This is a genomic window from Serratia sp. CY27727 (genome assembly GCF_052169275.1).
GTDB lineage: Bacteria > Pseudomonadota > Gammaproteobacteria > Enterobacterales > Enterobacteriaceae > Serratia > Serratia sarumanii.
This window is the reverse complement of record NZ_JBJNLB010000013.1, coordinates 21,945-40,255: the sequence shown is the minus strand read 5'-3', so window position 1 is coordinate 40,255 and position 18,311 is coordinate 21,945. Positions and strand designations below refer to the sequence as shown.

The 18,311-nt window shown below is 59.9% G+C and carries 21 protein-coding genes; 7 read left to right on the top strand and 14 right to left on the bottom strand.

Annotation, left to right across the window (positions count from 1 at the left end):
- Nucleotides 1–53: 53 nt before the first annotated feature.
- The 5 genes from ACJ8HB_RS22220 to ACJ8HB_RS22200 all read right to left on the bottom strand — a co-directional run bounded on the left by ACJ8HB_RS22220 (nt 54) and on the right by ACJ8HB_RS22200 (nt 4,249).
- On the bottom strand, nt 54–506 hold the full coding sequence (locus ACJ8HB_RS22220; RefSeq protein ID WP_041033568.1) for a thiol-disulfide oxidoreductase DCC family protein: 453 nt from the start codon (nt 504–506) through the stop codon (nt 54–56).
- A 73-nt stretch (nt 507–579) separates the two neighbouring features.
- Nucleotides 580–909: a hypothetical protein gene (locus ACJ8HB_RS22215; RefSeq protein ID WP_033647375.1), complete on the bottom strand. Its 330-nt coding sequence runs from the start codon at nt 907–909 to the stop codon at nt 580–582.
- A 231-nt stretch (nt 910–1,140) separates the two neighbouring features.
- Nucleotides 1,141–2,316: a type I restriction endonuclease gene (locus ACJ8HB_RS22210; protein ID WP_033653307.1), complete on the bottom strand. Its 1,176-nt coding sequence runs from the start codon at nt 2,314–2,316 to the stop codon at nt 1,141–1,143.
- Between the two features lie 306 nt (nt 2,317–2,622).
- Nucleotides 2,623–3,249: an isochorismate family cysteine hydrolase YcaC gene (ycaC, locus tag ACJ8HB_RS22205; protein ID WP_033653308.1), complete on the bottom strand. Its 627-nt coding sequence runs from the start codon at nt 3,247–3,249 to the stop codon at nt 2,623–2,625.
- A 118-nt stretch (nt 3,250–3,367) separates the two neighbouring features.
- Nucleotides 3,368–4,249 carry a pirin family protein gene (locus ACJ8HB_RS22200; protein ID WP_047569096.1) on the bottom strand — a complete coding sequence of 294 codons (882 nt, stop codon included), beginning with the start codon at nt 4,247–4,249 and terminating at the stop codon, nt 3,368–3,370.
- A gap of 125 nt (nt 4,250–4,374) precedes the next feature.
- On the opposite strand from ACJ8HB_RS22200, the gene ACJ8HB_RS22195 reads away from it, so the two are divergent.
- Entirely contained in the window at nt 4,375–5,283 is a 909-nt protein-coding gene (locus ACJ8HB_RS22195; RefSeq protein WP_033637243.1) for a LysR family transcriptional regulator, read from the top strand.
- Here the strand turns inward: ACJ8HB_RS22195 and ACJ8HB_RS22190 are convergent, their stop codons facing one another.
- Together ACJ8HB_RS22190 and ACJ8HB_RS22185 are read right to left on the bottom strand one after the other, a co-directional pair.
- Complete coding sequence (locus ACJ8HB_RS22190) at nt 5,284–5,667, bottom strand: VOC family protein (RefSeq protein ID WP_033647378.1); 384 nt, start codon at nt 5,665–5,667, stop codon at nt 5,284–5,286.
- A gap of 2 nt (nt 5,668–5,669) precedes the next feature.
- Nucleotides 5,670–6,452, bottom strand: coding sequence for a DeoR/GlpR family DNA-binding transcription regulator (locus ACJ8HB_RS22185; protein WP_047569099.1), 783 nt, complete (start codon nt 6,450–6,452; stop codon nt 5,670–5,672).
- Between the two features lie 33 nt (nt 6,453–6,485).
- Between ACJ8HB_RS22185 and ACJ8HB_RS22180 the strand changes: the two genes are divergently transcribed.
- Nucleotides 6,486–6,776, top strand: coding sequence for a hypothetical protein (locus ACJ8HB_RS22180; RefSeq protein ID WP_223307171.1), 291 nt, complete (start codon nt 6,486–6,488; stop codon nt 6,774–6,776).
- Nucleotides 6,718–7,242, top strand: coding sequence for a hypothetical protein (locus ACJ8HB_RS22175; protein ID WP_223307172.1), 525 nt, complete (start codon nt 6,718–6,720; stop codon nt 7,240–7,242). Before ACJ8HB_RS22180 ends, ACJ8HB_RS22175 begins: the two co-directional genes overlap by 59 nt.
- 35 nt (nt 7,243–7,277) lie before the next feature.
- Here ACJ8HB_RS22175 and ACJ8HB_RS22170 read toward each other — a convergent pair whose 3' ends face one another.
- The 4 genes from ACJ8HB_RS22170 to ACJ8HB_RS22155 form a co-directional block, all read right to left on the bottom strand.
- A complete protein-coding gene (locus ACJ8HB_RS22170) occupies nt 7,278–7,541 on the bottom strand; it encodes a putative hemolysin (protein ID WP_004940597.1) in 264 nt (87 codons plus the stop codon).
- 50 nt (nt 7,542–7,591) lie between these two features.
- Nucleotides 7,592–8,080: a DUF2501 domain-containing protein gene (locus ACJ8HB_RS22165; protein WP_015376789.1), complete on the bottom strand. Its 489-nt coding sequence runs from the start codon at nt 8,078–8,080 to the stop codon at nt 7,592–7,594.
- A 126-nt stretch (nt 8,081–8,206) separates the two neighbouring features.
- Nucleotides 8,207–8,797 (bottom strand): lipid IV(A) palmitoyltransferase PagP, encoded by a 591-nt coding sequence (gene pagP / locus ACJ8HB_RS22160; protein WP_047569101.1) that lies wholly within the window; start codon nt 8,795–8,797, stop codon nt 8,207–8,209.
- A gap of 207 nt (nt 8,798–9,004) precedes the next feature.
- Nucleotides 9,005–9,433, bottom strand: a complete 429-nt coding sequence (locus ACJ8HB_RS22155; RefSeq protein WP_047569104.1) for a universal stress protein — start codon at nt 9,431–9,433, stop codon at nt 9,005–9,007.
- 675 nt (nt 9,434–10,108) lie between these two features.
- Between ACJ8HB_RS22155 and ACJ8HB_RS22150 the strand changes: the two genes are divergently transcribed.
- A complete protein-coding gene (locus ACJ8HB_RS22150) occupies nt 10,109–11,788 on the top strand; it encodes an alpha-keto acid decarboxylase family protein (RefSeq protein WP_047569106.1) in 1,680 nt (559 codons plus the stop codon).
- A gap of 53 nt (nt 11,789–11,841) precedes the next feature.
- On the opposite strand, the gene ACJ8HB_RS22145 is transcribed toward ACJ8HB_RS22150, so the two are convergent.
- Complete coding sequence (locus tag ACJ8HB_RS22145; protein WP_049235153.1) at nt 11,842–12,945, bottom strand: DUF1615 domain-containing protein; 1,104 nt, start codon at nt 12,943–12,945, stop codon at nt 11,842–11,844.
- A 177-nt stretch (nt 12,946–13,122) separates the two neighbouring features.
- Here ACJ8HB_RS22145 and tehB point away from each other — a divergent pair, with 177 nt between their 5' ends.
- Nucleotides 13,123–13,986: an SAM-dependent methyltransferase TehB gene (gene tehB, locus ACJ8HB_RS22140; protein ID WP_047569108.1), complete on the top strand. Its 864-nt coding sequence runs from the start codon at nt 13,123–13,125 to the stop codon at nt 13,984–13,986.
- Here tehB and ACJ8HB_RS22135 read toward each other — a convergent pair.
- Nucleotides 13,981–14,703, bottom strand: a complete 723-nt coding sequence (locus ACJ8HB_RS22135; RefSeq protein ID WP_047569111.1) for a 2OG-Fe(II) oxygenase — start codon at nt 14,701–14,703, stop codon at nt 13,981–13,983. The two genes, tehB and ACJ8HB_RS22135, sit on opposite strands and share 6 nt — an antisense overlap.
- Nucleotides 14,700–15,755 (bottom strand): bifunctional DNA-binding transcriptional regulator/O6-methylguanine-DNA methyltransferase Ada, encoded by a 1,056-nt coding sequence (ada, locus tag ACJ8HB_RS22130; protein ID WP_047569114.1) that lies wholly within the window; start codon nt 15,753–15,755, stop codon nt 14,700–14,702. The genes ACJ8HB_RS22135 and ada overlap by 4 nt, the downstream gene beginning before the upstream one ends.
- A 237-nt stretch (nt 15,756–15,992) precedes the next feature.
- Between ada and leuE the strand changes: the two genes are divergently transcribed.
- Nucleotides 15,993–16,631, top strand: a complete 639-nt coding sequence (gene leuE, locus ACJ8HB_RS22125; protein ID WP_016928933.1) for a leucine efflux protein LeuE — start codon at nt 15,993–15,995, stop codon at nt 16,629–16,631.
- A gap of 159 nt (nt 16,632–16,790) precedes the next feature.
- A complete protein-coding gene (locus ACJ8HB_RS22120) occupies nt 16,791–18,290 on the top strand; it encodes an aldehyde dehydrogenase family protein (protein ID WP_094860169.1) in 1,500 nt (499 codons plus the stop codon).
- Nucleotides 18,291–18,311: the final 21 nt, after the last annotated feature.

Genomic DNA, 18,311 nt, shown 5'->3' with positions numbered 1-18,311 from the left:
TGGGGCTGGAATGTTGATATTTCAAGCAGTTGGATGGTAAAGAAGCGTAAAGCTCAGGCCGGCGGTTCCCGCCGCCGAGGCAGATAGCGCCCGGGCTGATCGGCGCCCGGCAGGCCGGTGCCGTCGTTGCGGCCAAACAGCCGGTAGCGATTGCCGGCGACCGCGTCGTAGACCTTGTCCGCCAGCCGCGGCGGCAGGTAACGCGCCAGCGCCAGCACGCGGTACGGCCACCCCAATTGGCGCAGCGCCTGGAACAACGCAGCCGAACGCAGCCAATAGCGCCCCTGCTCAACATAGACCACGGAATCGAAACGATCGGTCGGCAGCCCCAACGCCTGCAGGATCGCCTGCCCTTCGACGGATTGCACCGTCGCCAACAGAATGCACCGCTGCCGATCGGCGCGAATAAGATACCTCACCAGCCCGTGACACAGATTGCATTCGCCGTCGAACAACAGCGCGCGATCGCCGGGCTGGAGATAGGGCAATGGTGATAAAGGGGTCATTCCGCCTCCCGTTAAACGCACGCCTTAGCCTAACGCGCCTTGAGCGTGCGAACCAGAGCGGGATGACGGCCCGTTAACGCGCAGGCGGGGCGTCCGGCACGGCGACCACCGCGACGCGCACCTCGTAATGCTTGGCGCTGCCCGCCGGGATCACCGCCGTCAGTTTATTGATGGTTTCCACCGGATTGTCGCTGACCGAGGTGGCGCAGAACAGTTCGCCGCCGTGGCAGAACCCCGGCTTGGGCGGGTGGCCGCCCGGGAAAGGCGGCATGCGCATCGGCTCATCCGCCGCGGGCGGCACCGCTTTGGCCGCAGGCGCCTCGGGGGCAGATATCGCGCTCGCGCTGAACAACAGCGCCATGCCCATGCAGGGCAGCGCCAGGATCTTGATTGCTTGTTTCATTGAATTAGCCTCATTTGCCGGGTTCGGGATTACGCTACCCCGCTCCCGGCTAATGAGAAAGCCGCTTTTCGCTACCTTTTCGCCCCGCTACGTTTTGCTTACATCCCGCGTCTAACTTAATGAAAACAGAAGATTTGGAAGCACTCCGATTTTTCCATCCTTCCACACGGCGCATACAACCCTGTGTGGAAGGCTTTAATTTTCCAATCAACCACTTAATGGGGATACAGGCTAGCTTTCCTGCTTATCTTTTCTCTTCTGCCTAAAGTTTTCGTCATTAATACAATATTGGTAAGAATCAACGATCAACCCCGTTAGCCGCAAAATATTTTCCGGGCGGTCGATAATGATATGCCCCCCTGCTGCCAACTCCAGGCCGGCGCGAGTTATCTCAGCCTGCCTGGCATCGTCTATCTCAAGCGGAAGCAAAATGGTTGGGCGTTGCTTATTGTCGAAATAACGCAGAATCCAACGCGTCGTCTTCCCTTGAAAGAGGATGCTGTAATAGCTTTCGGTATCTTTCGCAACCAGCTCTGCCTCAGTGCCCAAGATCATCGCCACATTGTCAAACAGGCACCTTTCTGCAAATGTAGTCACTATTTTACTATTCTCGGGGTCAACGATCGGGGCAAGCGGGTCGGGTCTGTTTTGCGTTTCACCTTCATCTGAGGATTCAGACGCTACAACATTTTCCGACGTCACTGACAGGCCAGAAACGACCATCGCACTCACTGCTTTTTCAACAGCCAAACGAACCAATGGCGTTATTGTGTCCAAAAAACGTTGGTTTAGCTGACGCTGAACGTTAGAGCGACTTGCCACATAACGAACAAAATCTGAATCAACGTCTCGAAGGCTGGCGCTGATAGTTTTTGTAAATGAAGTCAGATAGATACTTTCTTCAGCTAACGTTCGCAGCGCTTCAGGCTGAAATTGGTCGTGTCTAAATCTATAAAGCTGATCAATATCAGAATCGTTTAGATTATTAAAATCTATTTTCAGGAATGGCGAATCATCCATGATGTTCTTATCTTTCAGATCGGTGAAAAATCGCCATTCTTTTCCATTAGTTATTGCAGAAACCGTGACCTCTGGTGTCGCATTAAAATAGCGAGATAGCTGGGGACTATGGTTTGACAGATTTTGATTGAAAGACTTCGCCTCGATGAACATGACGGGAACCGCATGGCAAAAAAGGGCGTAATCAACGCGCTCACCCACCTTAACACCTGGAAAATCAGCACCATACTCTGCCTTCACCTTAGTGGGGTCATACGGATGAAAGCCTAAGGTTTCTAATAACGGCAAAATTAATGCCTGCTTAGTCGTTTCCTCAGTATTGCAATGCTGGCCAACAGAGGCCACATGAAGAACATGGGCCTTAAGCTTATCTCTGAATGCATTCATCAACCATCCCTCTGCTGTGTTAAATCGCTGTAGTCTTAAATCACACGTTTAAAAGTGCTTTTCTTGCAACAAAGCGGTGTTCTTAAATAGAACTCCGTCAATATTTAATAGAATTAGCATTAATTATTAGTTATATAGCAGAACAAATAGCCTTAATCAAAATAGGAACACGAAGACCTACAGCCGATCACAATAAAAAAGAGATAAGTATTAACAGATGGGAATTTATAGCGAGTGAACCATTATTGGTACTTATACAGAATCCAGCGACAAATGATGGGCAGGGAATACTGCCCATCTATCGCGTTACTTACCGTTTGTCAGCGTGTTATAGCTGGTCATCAGATTGCGGTAGTCCGGGATATGGTTGGAGAACAGCGTGCCCAGACCTTCGATGTCGTTGCGCCAGTCGCGGTGCAGCTCGCAGGCGACGCCGAACCAGGTCATCAGCTGCGCGCCGGCGGCTTCCATACGGCTCCAGGCCGACTGACGCGTCAGCTCATTGAAGGTGCCGGAGGCGTCGGTCACCACAAAGACCTCAAAGCCTTCATTGAGCGCCGACAGCGCCGGGAATGCCACGCACACTTCGGTCACCACGCCGGCGATGATCAGCTGCTTGCGGCCGGTGGCTTTCACTGCGTTGACGAAGTCGTCGTTGTCCCAGGCGTTGATTTGGCCGGGGCGGGGAATGAACGGGGCATCGGGGAATTGGGCCTTCAGTTCCGGCACCAGCGGGCCGTTGGGGCCGTTTTCGAAACTGGTGGTCAGAATGGTCGGCAGATTGAAGTACTTCGCTAAATCACCCAGCGCCAGCACGTTGTTTTTAAACCGATCGGGATCGATATCGCGCACCAGCGAAAGCAGCCCTGCCTGATGATCCACCAGCAATACGGCGGCCTGGTCCTTGTCGAGGCGTTTGTAGTTTGCAGTCATGGTTTTACTCCTGTGGGGGTTGATGTTGCGGATGAAGCGCCCCGCCGCAGGGACGGGGCGCTGAGGTCTAAGTGTAGCGCCTGAGCCGGGGAACGCTTCCCGGCTCGGGCGCCTGCGGTCAGCCGGCGCTCGCTTCGGCGTTCATGCTGCCGAACTTGCCGCTGTTGAAGTCGCGGAACGCCTGCTGGATTTCCGCGTCGCTGTTCATGACGAACGGGCCGTAGCCGACGATAGGCTCATCGATCGGTTCGCCGCTCAGCACCAGCAGCGCGACGTCGTTGTTGGCTTCGATAGTGATCGCATCCCCCGCCCGGTCGAAACGCACCATTTGGGTTTCGCGCACCACCTCTTCGCCGTTGACCAGGATCGCGCCGTGCAGCATCACCAACGCCAGCGTATGGCCTTCTTTCACCGTCAGCGTGGTGGTGTGGCCGGCATTCAGCTTCATATCCCACACGTTGAGCGGGCTAAAGGTGCGTGCCGGGCCGGCGTGGCCGCCGAAGTCCCCGGCGATCACCCGCACCTGCCCGGCGCCGTCCGCCAGCGGAACCACCGGAATATCGGCGTTCAGCAGCGTCTGGTAACCCGGCTCGGCCATTTTGTCCTTGGCCGGCAGATTGACCCACAGCTGCACCATTTCCATGGTGCCGCCCTTGCGCGAAAAGTCCCGCGAATGGAACTCTTCATGCAGAATGCCAGAGGCGGCGGTCATCCACTGGACGTCGCCGGGGCCAATCACCCCGCCGCTGCCGGTCGAGTCGCGGTGTTCCACTTCGCCCTGATAGACGATGGTCACCGTTTCAAACCCGCGATGCGGATGCTGACCCACGCCGCGGGTGCCGGAGGCAGAGCGGAATTTGGTTGGCGCCGCGTGATCCAGCAGCAGGAACGGGCTCATTTCCGCCCCCAAATCGTTATAAGAGAACAGCGAATTCACCAGGAAACCGTTACCGACCCAATGTGCTTCCGGGCTGTTGTGAATACCGAGGATTTTTTTCATCTTGAACTCCCGTTTCAGGCCTCACGGCCTTAAGTTGATGGCAGAAGTTTAATCCGTCGGGGTTTGCTGCAGTAGTAGGCAAGATGTACACTCAGCGTTCTACTGGTAGAACGATAAGGGATAGGATGCTGACCGATCTGAACGATCTGTTTTTCTTCGCCAGCGTGGTCGATCACCAGGGATTCGCCCCCGCCGGCCGGGCGCTGGGCATTCCCAAATCCAAGCTCAGCCGCCGCGTGGCGCTGCTGGAAGAGCGCCTGGGCGTGCGCCTGATCCAGCGCTCGACGCGGCGTTTCTCGGTGACCGAGGTCGGCCAAAACTATTACGCGCACTGCAAGGCGATGCTGGTGGAAGCGGAAGCGGCGCAGCAGGCGATCGAACAGACGCGCGCCGAGCCCTGCGGCACGGTGCGCATGTCCTGCCCGGTGGCGATCCTGCACACCCGCGTCGGCAGCATGGTGGCGGCCTTTATGGCCGACTATCCGAAGGTGACGGTGCATCTGGAAGCGACCAACCGCCGGGTGGACGTGGTGGGGGAAGGGTTGGATCTGGCGATCCGCGTGCGGCCGCCGCCGCTGGAAGACAGCGATCTGGTGCTGAAGATCCTGGCGCAGCGCACCTGGTGCGTCGCCGCCAGCCCGGCGCTGGTGCGCACCCTCGGGCCGGCGCACGCGCCGGAAGACCTGCGTAAATACCCGACGCTCGATCTCGGCCCCGCGCGCGCTCAGCACCAATGGCGGCTGACCGGCCCGCAGGGTGAACGGGTGGAGTGGGAACACACGCCGCGGCTGGTCACCGACGACATGCTGATGCTGCGCACCGCCGCCATCGCCGGCGCCGGCATCGTTCAGCTGCCGGCGATGATGATGCGCGACGACATGCTGCGCGGCGAACTGGTCCAGCTGCTGCCCGGCTGGCAGCCGCAGGGCGGCGTGGTGCATGCGGTTTACCCGTCGCGCCGCGGGCTGCTGCCGGCGGTAAGGCTGCTGCTCGATTATCTGGGCGAGCAGTTCACCAGCATCGAAGAGGAGTGATCAGGCGGTGATTTCAATCGCGTTGCCGTCCGGATCGCGGATGACGGCCTCGTAGAAGCCGTCGCCGGTCCAGCGCGGCGCGGACTGCAGGATGCCCTCCTGCTGCGCGCGCTGCGCCAACCGATCGACCTGCCGCTCATCCCCCAGCGACAGCGCGATGTGCGCCCAGCCCACCCGCTCTTCCTGGGCCTGCGCCGGCAACAGCGTCGGCACGCGCATGATCTCCAGCGTCGGCCCGGCCGCCAGGCTGACGAAGCGGGAAACAAACCCCGGCCGGTTGCGGCTGACATACTCCTCGCCCGCCTCAGCGTTGAAATAGCGCTGCCAGAACGCCAGCTGCGCGTCGATGTCGCGGGTCCACAGGGCTACATGGGCTATTTTCATCATCATTCTCCGGTCGGTAAATCGCTGTGCCAAACCTGGCCGCCGCCCTGCGCCACCTGCAGCTCGAGCTGCGGGTGCGCGCCGCGCGTCGTCACCAGATGATCCACCCGCCCGGCGGGCAGGAAGGGGTAAGGGGCGTAGGTATTGAGCTTATCGCAGGTACACAGCACCGCCACGCTGCCGGCACGCGTCAGCAGCCGCTTTTTGAACGTGGCATCCTGGTAGCTCAGCGCGGAAAAGCCGCCGTCCGGGTCGTAGGCGCAGATGCCGGTGAATACCAGATCGAAATGGAAACCGTCTATCTCTTCCGCCGCTTTGGCGTCCACGCAGCCGCCAACCTGCGCATCCAGTTCGCCGCCGATCAGAATGGTGCGGAGCCCCGGCCGTCCCAGCATTTTGCCGGCGATGCTCAACGCATTGGTCACCACCGTCAAACGCCGATCGCGCGGCAACAGATCCGCCAGATACAGATGGGTGCTGCCGGCATCGAGGAAGATCAGTTGTTCTTCACCGATCAACCCCAGCGCGGTCTGCGCCAGCGCCAGCTTCTCATCGCCGCTGAGCGCCATGCGCGCCGCAACGGGGCCTTCGGCCGGCGTCGGCGCCAGCGCGCCGCCATAGATGCGTTTGCACAGATTCTGCGCCGCCAGCTGGCGCAGATCGCGGCGGATGGTGGCTTCGGTGGTATTCAGCCGCTGCGCCATCTCCAGCGCCAGCACCCGCCCCTGTTGGCGAAGCGTGTCGAGAATGGCCTGGTGGCGCTCATTCGGTAGCAGTTTGGACATCGTGTTAATCCGGTGACGCTAAAGTGATCACAAATGTACACAAACAAACATAAACGTACAACCGTGAGCGAAAGAAAAATCGCCGGGCAGGATTTTCGCCTGCGGGATGTTGGCTATACTGAGGCAAGCGAAGTTACCGCAGACGTAACGGCTTGGACGCTAAGGGAAAACGATGTTATTGACGATCGCAAGGTGGCTGTTTCAACTCCCCGGGAAGCTGTTCGGGCTGATTTTCAAAAATCGCCTGAGGATATTTTTGTTCTTCATGCTGGTCGCCGTTGGGGTGCTCGGCGCCAAGCGCTATCTGCGCGCCCACCAATATGACGACGAGTTCAGCCTCGCCGCCCCCGCCGATTACAACCGCGCAATAAAGCGCGAAATGCCGCTGCGCGAGGCGCGTGAACAGTGCGGCGGGCCGCTGCATGACAATGCCGGGCAGCCGTGGCCCGCCTCAGCGGGTTATCTGCATCAGCCGACGCGGCTGCCCACGGCCGGTCTGCATCGGCTGACGCTGGATAATCAGGGCAACGATTTTGCGGTGCTGGTCAAGCTGGAAACGCCGACGGCGCCGCAGCAGCTGGCGGAAGTCTTTATTCCGCCCGCCGGCAGCTTCGAGGTGAAAATCAATGCGGACGCGGAACACGTGATGAAAATCAAGAACATCAAGACCGGCTGCATGTTCCGCTCCCGGCCGTTCAACCTGGATAAACAGCGCGATTGGCGCATGCCGCTGACGCTACAAAAGGACGGCAGCCTGCAGCTGCAGTCGATAGGGGATCGCCAATTCTGATCGGGCGCCGGGCGGAAAAGCCGGCGCCGCGAGGGTTACTTTTTCACCGGATGATCGCGGCGGAACAGCTCCCAGCTTTCAATTTCCTGCCCACTCGGCAAGGTACAGGTGGAATACTGGCCCGCCGCGTTCTCTTTGGCGTTCAGCTTGCCGCCGATTTGGGTGCAGTACACGTCGGCCGGGTTCGCCATGCCGATCGGTTTCACCTGCGGCGGCGGTGGCGCATCGTTGGATTTCACGGAACACCCCTGCAACATCGTCATCCCTGCCAGCAGGGAAAGCATCAACGTTTTTTTCATTTTTCCAGCTTATGCAAAAAAGAACGGCGGAGCGCTCCGCCGTTCGCTTATCATGAAATAAAGGATTTGCCCTGTTTCAGCACCAGATCGCAGGCTTTTTGCTTCACCTTCTCGGTGATCTGCGAGGTGCCCAGGCTGTTCAGATCCAGGCTCTTGCCTTCGCCGGTCTGCAGCAAGCCGCCCAGGCCCTGCTGATAATCCTGGCTCTTGGCGTTTTCGGTGCTGGTGATGCCCAGCTTGCTGAGCAGCTGATCTTTCACCCCTTCGGCGCCGTTAGCCGACAGCACGTTGTTTTTCACGCAGTACTGCAGGATGCCGGCGGCATTGGTCATGCTGCTGGAGCTCAACGCCTTGTCGCCACCGTTCAGCAGGCCGGTCAACGAGGAGAGCGACATGCCGCCGCTGCTGTCGCCGCCCGACTTGCTCAGTTCGCCCGCCGCGCTGCTGAGGGAATCCATCAGCCCGGCGGCCTGGGTGGCGCCGCTGGCCAGGGTAGCGGACAGCGCCAAAGCCAGCAGTAAACGATGTTTGGTGATCATAGTGGTGAAACTCCTGTAATAACGGCATGCAATCGGCGCAGCGCGCCGGGATACCCTTCCGACGCCGCCGGCGGCGACAAGTTCCTTTAATCTCGCCGCCGCGCCGTTTTTCGGAATTCAGGAAGTTTAGAACTGCCAGCGCAGCCAGGCAAAGAACACGTTGCCGTTGTTATAGGTGCCGGGAATGTAGGTCGCCTGGAACGTCAGCCGCTGATAGCCGATAGAGGCCAGCGGCAGCGGCGCCGGGATGGGAATGTATTTCCAGTTGTCGCGCGCGGTGACGCTGGCGGTGAAACCCAGCCCCAGGCGGAAATCCTTGTCATCCAGCGGGCGCCAGATCTTCTCGTAGGCGTAGCCGCCGATCGGCTCCCACTTGTTGAAGGAGTCCTTGAACGCCATGATGTAGATGCCGTGCCAGTCGCCGTCGCTGTCGTAGCGGGAGATGCCGTAACCGGCGCCCCACGGGCGTTCGTTGTACTTATCGATATGTTCATCATCGTAAGTCCAACGGTTGTGCCAGGTAATGGCCGGGATATAGAGATCGTGGTTAGGCGAGTTGTTCCAGGTCTCCGCCACGTTATCGGTAAAACGCTGCCATACACCCGGTTTTTCAGCCTGCGCGGTATTGCCACTTTCTGTACCAACCTCAGCGTAAGAAGGCAGTGCAGGAAATATCAACGCCAGAGAACATGCCAAAAGAGTCCGTTTGAGAAACATCGTAAAGCTCCTGTAAAAATACGGCCGCAGATTTTTACCGATAGCCCAGGCAAGATCAAGCTGTATCTAATTTATCCAACGCCCGTTGTGCTTTGGTTAAGTTTAGCGCCGGAAAATGCCCAATAATTCATAACAAATTGTACCGATATCCGCATGCTATCGCCTTTAAGGCGGCAAAGCCGTGGGAAAAGTCCGCTTTGTCGCACGCTACTCGCGGGCAAGATGCTTGACCAACACATCGACATTGAGACGGTTCACAAATTCCAGAGAATATGAGGAATAGAGGCCGAACAGGCGGTTTTGGTGCCCGACCACCACCAGATCGATGCCGGCCTGATGAATGAAATCGTTGACGTCCTTAAAGCGCCGGATGGTGACGATTTCCTTGACCGCAACCGGCGCATCGACGGCGCTCACCAACCGGCTCAGCATCGCCTTGGCGGCGATCACCTCCTGCGCCTGGCGATCTTTGACCAGCGCGTCGCTGCCGTACTCCAGCTCCGCATAGTCGGCGTTAAGGTGGCCGACGGTGATGGCGATCGGCAACCCGCGCACCATCGCCACCGTTTGACGCAGCAACGGCAGCCCATCGCGCTCATCGTGAATCAGTACCAGAATATGTCGATAGCTTTTCATCGCGTAACCCCCTCACAGACCAGCACTGCAGGGACATCATCCCCTCTGGTAGATATACGCCATCTGCGCGCACGTGGAGAAAAGTTTACGTATCACTTCCCACGGAATGTGATGGCCACCACGTTATCTTAGCGCCCGCAACGGCGTATTTTAACGCCGGCCCGACGTGGCGCGCACCGCCGCCCCCGTAAAGCAAAGCTGACGGAAACCGACGAATAAAAAACGATCGTTGTTAATTTTTTGCTTTTAATTGGTTGCGTGATGGTTTCTTAAAATAAGCGTGCGGCGGATCACCAAAATCCCCCTTCACGTCAGCTTCGGTTTTTCTTTCCCAGGCAAAAAGCGTTGTGTCGCTCAATGGGATTTAACGCGGCATCAAAAGTACCGGTAAACTCCCCCTGCGTCATGATAAATGCCAATGCGCCGCCGCTTTGCTGTCGATATACCGCCAATGAAAAATACCGCCACCTCCCAATACACGATAACCCTACTTTTTATGTATTTCCCAATCGCGTAAAGCGCCGAATACAAACCGCCTGTTTACCGCCTGCCCACGTTCTCTTGAACAAGCCGACGCTTTAAATAACTGTTAATGCTAACGACACAACATCGCCAGCAATTTATTTTTGCTGATTTTCGCCTGACAAAATAAAGATAAATAATCCGGAGCAATCAATGAAAATAACTATCGGGTCATTCATTCTGCAACAGCTTCACGCCCTGAACGTCGATCGTATTTACGGCGTGCCCGGCGACTATAACCTCAGCCTGCTGGAGCTGCTGGAAAGCGATGACCGGCTGGCGTTTATCGGCAACTGCAATGAATTGAACGCCGCCTACGCCGCCGACGGCTATGCCCGAATGAAGGGCGCCGGCGCGCTGATCGTCACCTACGGCGTCGGCGATCTGGCCGCGCTGTCCGGCATCGCCGGAGCCTATGCCGAATCCTCGCCGGTGGTCTGCATCGCCGGCACGCCGCCGCTGCACGCGATGAAGAATCATCAGCTATTGCACCATACTCTGGGCGACGGCAATTTCGACAACGTCATGAACTGTTTTAAACAATTCACCGTTGCTCAAACCTTGATTACGCCGGAAAATGCCGCGCAGGAAATTCCGCGCGTTATTTCCCGCGCCTGGATAGAGAAGAAACCGGTGTATTTACAGCTGCCTTCCGATATTTGCGACGTCGAAATTGAAATCGCCGCAGCCGCAGCGGCGCCGCAGTTGCCGGCCAGCGATAAATACAATGTGCAATTAGCGGCGATGGCGCTGTTAACCAAAATAAAACGCGCACAGCGCCCGATCATGTTGGTCGACCAAATGGTGGATCGCTATCAGCTGCAGCGGTTGGTGATCGAGGTCGCTCATCGCTTTGCCATTCCGCTGACCAATATGCCGACCGCCAAATGCATTATTCCGGAAGATACCGCCGGTTGGATGGGCGGCTACAGCGGCAACCTGTCGCGCCCCGAACTGTATGAACGCATGGCCCACTCGGACTGCGTGCTGAGCTTCGGCGTGCGTCTGGTGGACTCCACCACCGGCTATTTCTCGCAGCAAATTCCCGCCGCCGCTCAGGTAGATATCCAGCCGTTCTCGCTGAAGCTGGACAACACCTCCTATCCGGCGGTGGCGACGGCGGATCTGCTGCAGGCGCTGCTGGATCTGAGCGAAGACGCGCCGGTACAGCCCCTGGCGCCGCTGCCCGATCCGCGTGAAAAGCTGGCGACGCCGAGCGACGCCCCCATCGACCAGGCCTATCTGTGGCAACGGATCCAGCGATTTATCCGGGCGGATGACGTGGTGGTGGTGGAAAACGGCACCTCGGGCGCCGCCATTGGCGGCATGCGCATGCCGGGCGGCGTCAAGGTGGTCAACCAACCGATCTGGGGCTCGATCGGCTACACCCTGCCGGCGCTGCTCGGCACCCTGATGGCGGCCCCTGAGCGCCGTCACCTGCTGTTCATCGGCGACGGCTCCTTCCAGCTCACCGCGCAGGAAGTGTCTACCCTGCTGCGCTGCGAGCAAAAGCCGATCATCTTCCTGATCAACAACGACGGTTACACCATCGAGCGTTATATCCTCGGCGAAAACTCGTCCTACAACGACATCGGCCCGTGGGACTACGCCAAACTACCGGCGGTATTGAATACCCAGGCGCAGCCGTTCAGCGTGGCGGTGGAAACCACACAACAGCTGGAAATGGCCCTGGAACACGCCTCGCGGCAGGATCGGCTGGCGTTTATCGAGGTGAAAGTGCCGATGATGGACACGCCGCCGGTGATGAAAGAGTTCTGCAACCGCTGCAACAGCTTTAACTTCGGCCTGACCAACCCGCGCCGCAGCGCCTGATGCGCGATCGCGCCGCCGGTGGTTTCAGGCCACCGGCGGCGTTTTCTTTTGGGTTACCCGCCGGCGCGCGCCATGCAGCGCTGGCGGCGTTCATCCACCCGCTTGGCGAACCAAGCGGTGGTCAGCTTGCGGGTGATTTTCGGGCTTTCCAGCTGGATGCCCGGCAGCATCTCGCGCGGCAGCTTGCCGCCCGCCAGCGCAAAGACCTTCTTATACAGATCGGTGTCGGCAAAGTCGGCCGTCTCGCCTTTCTCGAGCGCCCGGCGAATGGCGCTGTCGCTCATGTTCAAGCGCTTGCCGAGCGTGCGCACCGCCAGCTCGGTCGAGCCGGGCTTGTCGCTGCCGAAGTCGATAAGATCACCGTCCAGCGCCAGCGGAATGGCGCTCGCCCGGCTGACCGCATTTTGGAACGCCGCGTTGCGGCTGGCGTACCAGCCGGCGTTGAAGTCGGCAAAGCGATAAATCGGCCTGCTGTAATCGGCCGGGTATCCCAGCAAATGCATAATACCGAAGTACATACCGCCGCGCCGGCTGAAAACTTCGCGGCGAATCGAGCCGTCGACCGGATAAGGGTACCCTTTGGCGTGCGCCTCGGCGAAGGCGATGCTCACCTGCATCGGGCCGCCGGTATGTACCGGGTTTAAATGGCCGAACAGCTTCTGCCCCATCGGCACGCGGTCGATCATGTCATCGAAGATATCGCTCAGATCCTTCTCGGTGCGCACCTTATCGAGCCGCTCGCTGTAGCTCTGGCCGTTCGACGACGAGATCTTCAACGCGGTGTGTACCAAAAAGTTCGGGATGTGCATCTGATCGGCGCGGCGGTCGATCTCCTTCCAGGCGATCTTCGGCAGCCCCGGCACCTGCGGGTTAGCCCGGAACGTCGACTCCTGTTCGGTCACCGCCAGCACCGAACACAGGTTCTCATCGCTCGGCTCGATGCCCTGCGCGGCGAAGGCGGCGGTAATATCGGTGGCCCAGCCCTGACGATCGCCGGCGTTGGCCGGGATCAGCGTCAGCAGCCGGGCTTTGACATCGGCGGGGCGCGCCGTCGGCGCCGTGGTGGTGGTTTTGCTGGTACAGCCCGCCAGCGCCAGCAGCGCGGCCAGGCTCAGCAAACGGAAGGATATCGGGTGGAATAAACGAGGTATCGGCATCTTTTCCCTGAACGTGATGACATGAACAGCACTGAAATTAGCCCAGCCGCCGCGCACAATCCAGTATAAAGATATGCCACGCCTTTCCGTCAGGCCGCTATGTTCAAACGCTCGATAAAGATGTATTTTATATACATCATATAAATCACTTTGCTTGCCCAGCCAGAGGAGCCCCTTATGGAGCAGCAGCTGCTTTGCTATAAAACCCTGCCGGAATGGAACAGCGACACGCTGCCGGAGGCCTTCCGCCAGCGCCACAACACCCAGAGCGGCACCTGGGCGAAGCTCACCGTACTGAGCGGCAGCCTGACGTTCGCCATGATGACCGAGGACGGCGCCACCACCGAGACCTGGCAGTTCAGCCCCGAAAGCCAGCCGCCGTTTATCGCTCCGCAGCAGTGGCACCGCATCGTTTCCTTCTCGGACGATATGACCTGCCGGCTGGCGTTTTACTGCACGCCGGAAGATTACTACCACAAGAAATACGAACTGACGCGCACCCACTCCGAAGTGATCGAGGCGGCGGCGCGCATCGCGCCGGGTAAGGCGCTGGATCTGGGCTGCGGCGGCGGCCGCAATTCGCTCTATCTCAATCTGAAGGGTTTCGACGTCACCGCCTGGGACAAGCACGCGCCGTCGATAGACCGCCTCAATCAGATCATCGACGCCGAACAGCTGACCCGCCTGAGCGCCGGAGTGCAGGATCTCAATACCCACCGCTTCAGCGGCGAATACGACTTCATCCTGTCCACCGTGGTGATGATGTTCCTCGAGCGCCAGCAAATTCCGCCTATCGTGCAAAACATGCAGGACAGCACCGTTCGCGGCGGCCATAACCTGATCGTGGCGGCGATGGATACCGAGGATTATCCCTGCCCGCTGCCGTTTCCGTTTACCTTCAGCCCGGGTGAGCTGCAGCATTATTATCGCGACTGGGAGATCCTCAAATACAACGAGGACGTCGGCCAGTTGCATAAGACCGACGCCGCCGGCAACCGCATCTCGCTGCGCTTCGCCACCCTGCTGGCGCGCAAGCTATAGCGCGTCGTGAAAGATCACCCCCAGCGTGTGGCGTTGGCCGGAACGTACCCGGCTGACGCCGTGGCGCAGATTGACCCGATAATAGCCTTTAGCCCCCGCCATCGGGCGATGATGCACGGCGAACACCACCGCGTCGCCCTGCTGTAGCGGCACCACCTCCGGCCGGCTCTGCATCCGCGGCCGCTGTTCGGTCAACACGAATTCGCCGCCGGTGAAGTCCCGTTCGGGTGCGGAGAGCAAAAACGCCACTTGCAGCGGAAACACCCGCTCGCCGTACAGATCCTGATGCAGGCAGTTGTAATCCCCCGCTTCGTAACGCAACAGCAGCGGCGTCGGCCGCCGTTGGCCGGCCCGGTGGCATTCGGCCAGGTAGGCTTCGTGTTCGGCGGGATAGCGCGCCGCCAGGCCCAATAAGGTATTCCAGCGGTTGGCCACCGGCGCCAGCCGCGCATACATCAGGCTGCGCGCCTCGGCCACCGGAAGCGGCAGCGGATAGGCGAAATAGCGGTACTCGCCGCGGCCAAAACCGTGCTGCGCCATCACGATGCGGCTGCGGAAGTGCGCATCGTGCGCATCGTGCGGGTAGAGCGCCGCCAGCTCGCGGCACAGGTCTTGGCTGAGCACGCCAGGCAACCGCGCACAGCCCTGCGCATCGAGTTCGCGTTCAATCGCCGCCCAGTCCAATTCGGCCAGCCGCGCCGCCAGCGAGCGGCTCATCGCTGCGCCTCTTTTTCCAGCAAGGCTTTCTTGCGCTCGACGCCCCAGCGATAGCCGGACAAAGCGCCGTCGTTGCGCACCACCCGGTGACAGGGGATCGCCACCGCCAGCACGTTGGCGGCGCAGGCGCCGGCCACCGCGCGCACCGCTTTGGGCGCGCCGATGCGCCGGGCGATGTCGGCATAGCTGACAGTTTCGCCGACCGGTATCGTCTGCAGCGCTTGCCAGACCCGCTGTTGAAACGCGGTGCCGCGAATATCCAGCGGCAGCGCCAACCCGTTCTCCGGCGCTTCAATCAACCCCACCACCTGCGCCATCAGCGCTTCATACTGCGCATCGCCGCCGATCAGCTCGGCATTAGGGAACTTGTCCTGCAGATCCTGCACCAACCGCTGCGCATCGTCCCCCAGCAGAATGGCGCAGATGCCCACCTCGCTCTGCGCCGCCAGGATCTCACCCAGCGAACAGCGCCCGACGGCGAAATGGATGCGCATGCCTTTGCCGCCCGCCCGGTAGGCCTTCGGCGTCATGCCGAGCGCGGCGTTGGCTTGCCGGTAGAAGCGGCCGTTGGCGCCATAGCCGGCGTCGAAAATCGCGTCGGTCACCGTCTCCTGCTGCGTAAGACCGGTGCGCAAGCGCTGGCTGCGCTGCGCGTCGGCATAGCCTTTCGGCGTCAGGCCGGTGATCGCTTTGAACAGCCGGTGGAAATGGTATTGGCTCAACCCGACGTGACGCGCCAGCGCCTGCAGCGACGGCGCTTTCTCCGCCCGTTCGATATAGCGGCAGGCCTCGGCTATCTGCCGCGCATGCTGCTCTGTCAACGGCGTCAGCCCCTGGCGGCAGCGTTTGCAGGGCCGATAACCCGCCGCCTCCGCCTGCTCGGCATCGTCGAACAGTTCCACGTTTTGCCGGTTCGGCTGGCGTGACGGGCAAGAAGGCGAGCAATACACGCCGGTGGTTTTCACCGCATAGATAAAGCGGCCGTCGGCGTGTTTATCGCGGCTGACGATCGCCAGCCAGCGCGGGTCGGCGCTGTCGATTACGTTTTTCATCATCCGTTCCTCACTGCGGTTTCGATGTTAACCAGCATAGTGACGGGCCGTTGGCGAAACACGTCGGCTCTTGCTTTTTAATTCGGCGCCGACGTTTTCAACAATGTTTCGACAATTTTTAACCAACAACATGAAGTTTATTACGTTGCCAACCCGGTTGCACAGCGTTAGGATCGCGGCCGGTCACGGGCGTGGCCAGTGTTTTTGCCTGTTAGTTGCGCGCATGGAGAGGTTATTGTGTTAGAGAGTTTTGGCGTCCTGAATTTATGGACCTATTTGGCCGGGGTGGTCTTCATTATCATTCTGCCGGGGCCGAATACGCTGTACGTACTGAAAACCGGCGTATCGCGCGGCGTGCGCGCCGGCTACACCGCGGCGCTCGGCGTGTTCATCGGCGATGCGATCCTGATCTTCTGCGCCTATATCGGCGTGGCTTCGCTGATCCGCACCACGCCGTTCCTGTTTACCCTGGTGCGTTTTCTCGGCGCGATTTACCTGCTGTTCCTCGGCGCAAAAATCCTCTACGCCACCTTCGTGCAGAAGGCGCAGGCGCAACAGCAGCAGATTGAAGGCGGCCACAGCATTCTGCGCAAATCGCTGACGCTGAGCCTGACCAACCCGAAAGCTATCTTGTTTTACGTGTCGTTCTTCGTGCAGTTCATCGACTTCAACTACGCGCACACCGGACTGTCGTTCACCATTTTGGCGCTGATCCTCGAAGCCGTCAGCTTTATCTACATGAGCACGCTGATCTTCTCCGGCGCGATGCTGGCGCATTTCTTCAATCACAAGAAAGGCCTGGCGAAGCTCGGCAACGGCCTGATCGGCCTGCTGTTCCTCGGCTTCGCCACCCGTCTGGCAACCCTAAGCTCGTGATCCCTCCCGGCCGGCGCCCGCCGGCCGCGGTTTATCCTTCCGTCACGGCAAAATGACACGCAGGGCAAACCGAATGTCAGGCAGACCAAAGCCGCCGCTTTTCCGCTGATCTAGACTTGCAGGGTTAACGATAACCTGATGAGCCTGATCGGAGGATGTATGTCTGACAATACCGTAGCCGTGCTGGATAGCGTGTCGCGTTTTCTCGATCGTCAGCATGGGCTGTATATCGACGGCCAGTGGCGCGCGTCCGCCGCGGAAGGCCGCCTGGCGGTGTATAACCCCGCCAATGGGCAGCAGATCGCCACCACCGCCGACGCCAATGAACACGACGTCGCGCTGGCGGTGCAGTCCGCCCACAAAGCCTTCAGCGAAGGCGTCTGGGCGCAGCGTCTGCCGGTAGAGCGCGAGCGCATCCTGCTGCGCTACGCCGATCTGGTGGAGCAGCACGCCGAGGAGCTGGCGCAGCTGGAAACCCTGGAACAGGGCAAGTCCATCAACATCGCCCGCGCCTTCGAAGTCGGCAGCACCCTGAACTGGATGCGCTACACCGCCGGGCTGGCGACCAAAATCACCGGCCAGACGCTGGACGTCTCCATTCCGATGCCGCCGGGCGCCAAATATCAGGTTTATACCCGTAAAGAGCCGATCGGCGTGGTCGCCGGCATCGTGCCCTGGAACTTCCCGCTGATGATCGGCATGTGGAAAGTGATGCCGGCGCTGGCGGCGGGCTGCTCCATCGTCATCAAGCCGTCGGAAACCACCCCGCTCACCCTGCTGCGCATGGCCGAACTGGCGAGCGAAGCCGGCGTGCCGCCGGGCGTGTTCAACGTGGTCACCGGCCGCGGCACCGTGTGCGGCAAGGCGCTGACCGAACATCCGCTGATCGCCAAAGTCAGCTTTACCGGCTCCACGCCGGTGGGCAAAAGCATCGCGCGCGCCGCGGCGGATCGCCTGACCCGCGTGACACTGGAACTGGGCGGTAAAAACCCGGCCATCGTGCTGAAAGACGCCGATCCGCAGCAGGTGATCGAAGGCCTGATGCTCGGCAGCTTCCTCAATCAGGGGCAGGTGTGCGCCGCCAGCTCGCGAATTTATATCGAAGCGCCGATTTATGATCGGTTGGTGGCGGGATTCGAACAGGCGGTGAAATCGCTGTCGGTCGGGCCGGGGATGGATACCGGCGCGCAAATCAACCCGCTGGTGTCGCTCGCGCACCGCGACAAGGTGGCGGCCTACCTGGACGACGCCAGGGCGAAAAACGCCGAGCTTATCGGCGGCGCGGCCGGGCCGGATGCCAACGGCTTCTACATTCCGCCAACGCTGGTGATCAACCCGGACGATCGGCTGAACCTGACGCGTGAAGAAGTGTTCGGTCCGGTGGTCAACCTGATTCGGGTGGCGAGCGCCGAAGAAGCGCTGAGCAAGGCCAACGACACCGACTTCGGGCTGACTGCCAGCCTGTGGACCACCAGCCTGCAGCAGGCGATGGCGCTGACGCCGCGCATTCAGGCCGGCACCGTGTGGGTCAACACCCATACGCTGATCGACCCTAACATGCCGTTCGGCGGGTTCAAACAGTCGGGCAGCGGCCGTGATTTCGGCCCGGATTGGCTGGACGCTTACACCGAGTCGAAATCGGTCTGCATCCGCTATTGAGTGAAGCGGCGCGGGCCTGGC

What these genes read in the sequence shown, in the direction of transcription:
- tehB (WP_047569108.1), top strand. Translation starts at nt 13,123, where the DNA reads ATGGAGCAGCAGCTGCTTTGCTATAAAACCCTGCCGGAATGGAACAGC.
- ACJ8HB_RS22190 (WP_033647378.1), bottom strand. Translation starts at nt 5,667, where the DNA reads ATGAAAATAGCCCATGTAGCCCTGTGGACCCGCGACATCGACGCGCAG.
- ACJ8HB_RS22155 (WP_047569104.1), bottom strand. Translation starts at nt 9,433, where the DNA reads ATGAAAAGCTATCGACATATTCTGGTACTGATTCACGATGAGCGCGAT.
- ACJ8HB_RS22195 (WP_033637243.1), top strand. Translation starts at nt 4,375, where the DNA reads ATGCTGACCGATCTGAACGATCTGTTTTTCTTCGCCAGCGTGGTCGAT.
- ACJ8HB_RS22215 (WP_033647375.1), bottom strand. Translation starts at nt 909, where the DNA reads ATGAAACAAGCAATCAAGATCCTGGCGCTGCCCTGCATGGGCATGGCG.
- ACJ8HB_RS22135 (WP_047569111.1), bottom strand. Translation starts at nt 14,703, where the DNA reads ATGAGCCGCTCGCTGGCGGCGCGGCTGGCCGAATTGGACTGGGCGGCG.
- ACJ8HB_RS22175 (WP_223307172.1), top strand. Translation starts at nt 6,718, where the DNA reads ATGCTGGTCGCCGTTGGGGTGCTCGGCGCCAAGCGCTATCTGCGCGCC.
- ACJ8HB_RS22150 (WP_047569106.1), top strand. Translation starts at nt 10,109, where the DNA reads ATGAAAATAACTATCGGGTCATTCATTCTGCAACAGCTTCACGCCCTG.
- ACJ8HB_RS22170 (WP_004940597.1), bottom strand. Translation starts at nt 7,541, where the DNA reads ATGAAAAAAACGTTGATGCTTTCCCTGCTGGCAGGGATGACGATGTTG.
- ACJ8HB_RS22145 (WP_049235153.1), bottom strand. Translation starts at nt 12,945, where the DNA reads ATGCCGATACCTCGTTTATTCCACCCGATATCCTTCCGTTTGCTGAGC.
- ACJ8HB_RS22165 (WP_015376789.1), bottom strand. Translation starts at nt 8,080, where the DNA reads ATGATCACCAAACATCGTTTACTGCTGGCTTTGGCGCTGTCCGCTACC.
- pagP (WP_047569101.1), bottom strand. Translation starts at nt 8,797, where the DNA reads ATGTTTCTCAAACGGACTCTTTTGGCATGTTCTCTGGCGTTGATATTT.
- ACJ8HB_RS22120 (WP_094860169.1), top strand. Translation starts at nt 16,791, where the DNA reads ATGTCTGACAATACCGTAGCCGTGCTGGATAGCGTGTCGCGTTTTCTC.
- ycaC (WP_033653308.1), bottom strand. Translation starts at nt 3,249, where the DNA reads ATGACTGCAAACTACAAACGCCTCGACAAGGACCAGGCCGCCGTATTG.
- ada (WP_047569114.1), bottom strand. Translation starts at nt 15,755, where the DNA reads ATGAAAAACGTAATCGACAGCGCCGACCCGCGCTGGCTGGCGATCGTC.
- ACJ8HB_RS22185 (WP_047569099.1), bottom strand. Translation starts at nt 6,452, where the DNA reads ATGTCCAAACTGCTACCGAATGAGCGCCACCAGGCCATTCTCGACACG.
- ACJ8HB_RS22220 (WP_041033568.1), bottom strand. Translation starts at nt 506, where the DNA reads ATGACCCCTTTATCACCATTGCCCTATCTCCAGCCCGGCGATCGCGCG.
- ACJ8HB_RS22180 (WP_223307171.1), top strand. Translation starts at nt 6,486, where the DNA reads ATGTACACAAACAAACATAAACGTACAACCGTGAGCGAAAGAAAAATC.
- ACJ8HB_RS22200 (WP_047569096.1), bottom strand. Translation starts at nt 4,249, where the DNA reads ATGAAAAAAATCCTCGGTATTCACAACAGCCCGGAAGCACATTGGGTC.
- ACJ8HB_RS22210 (WP_033653307.1), bottom strand. Translation starts at nt 2,316, where the DNA reads ATGAATGCATTCAGAGATAAGCTTAAGGCCCATGTTCTTCATGTGGCC.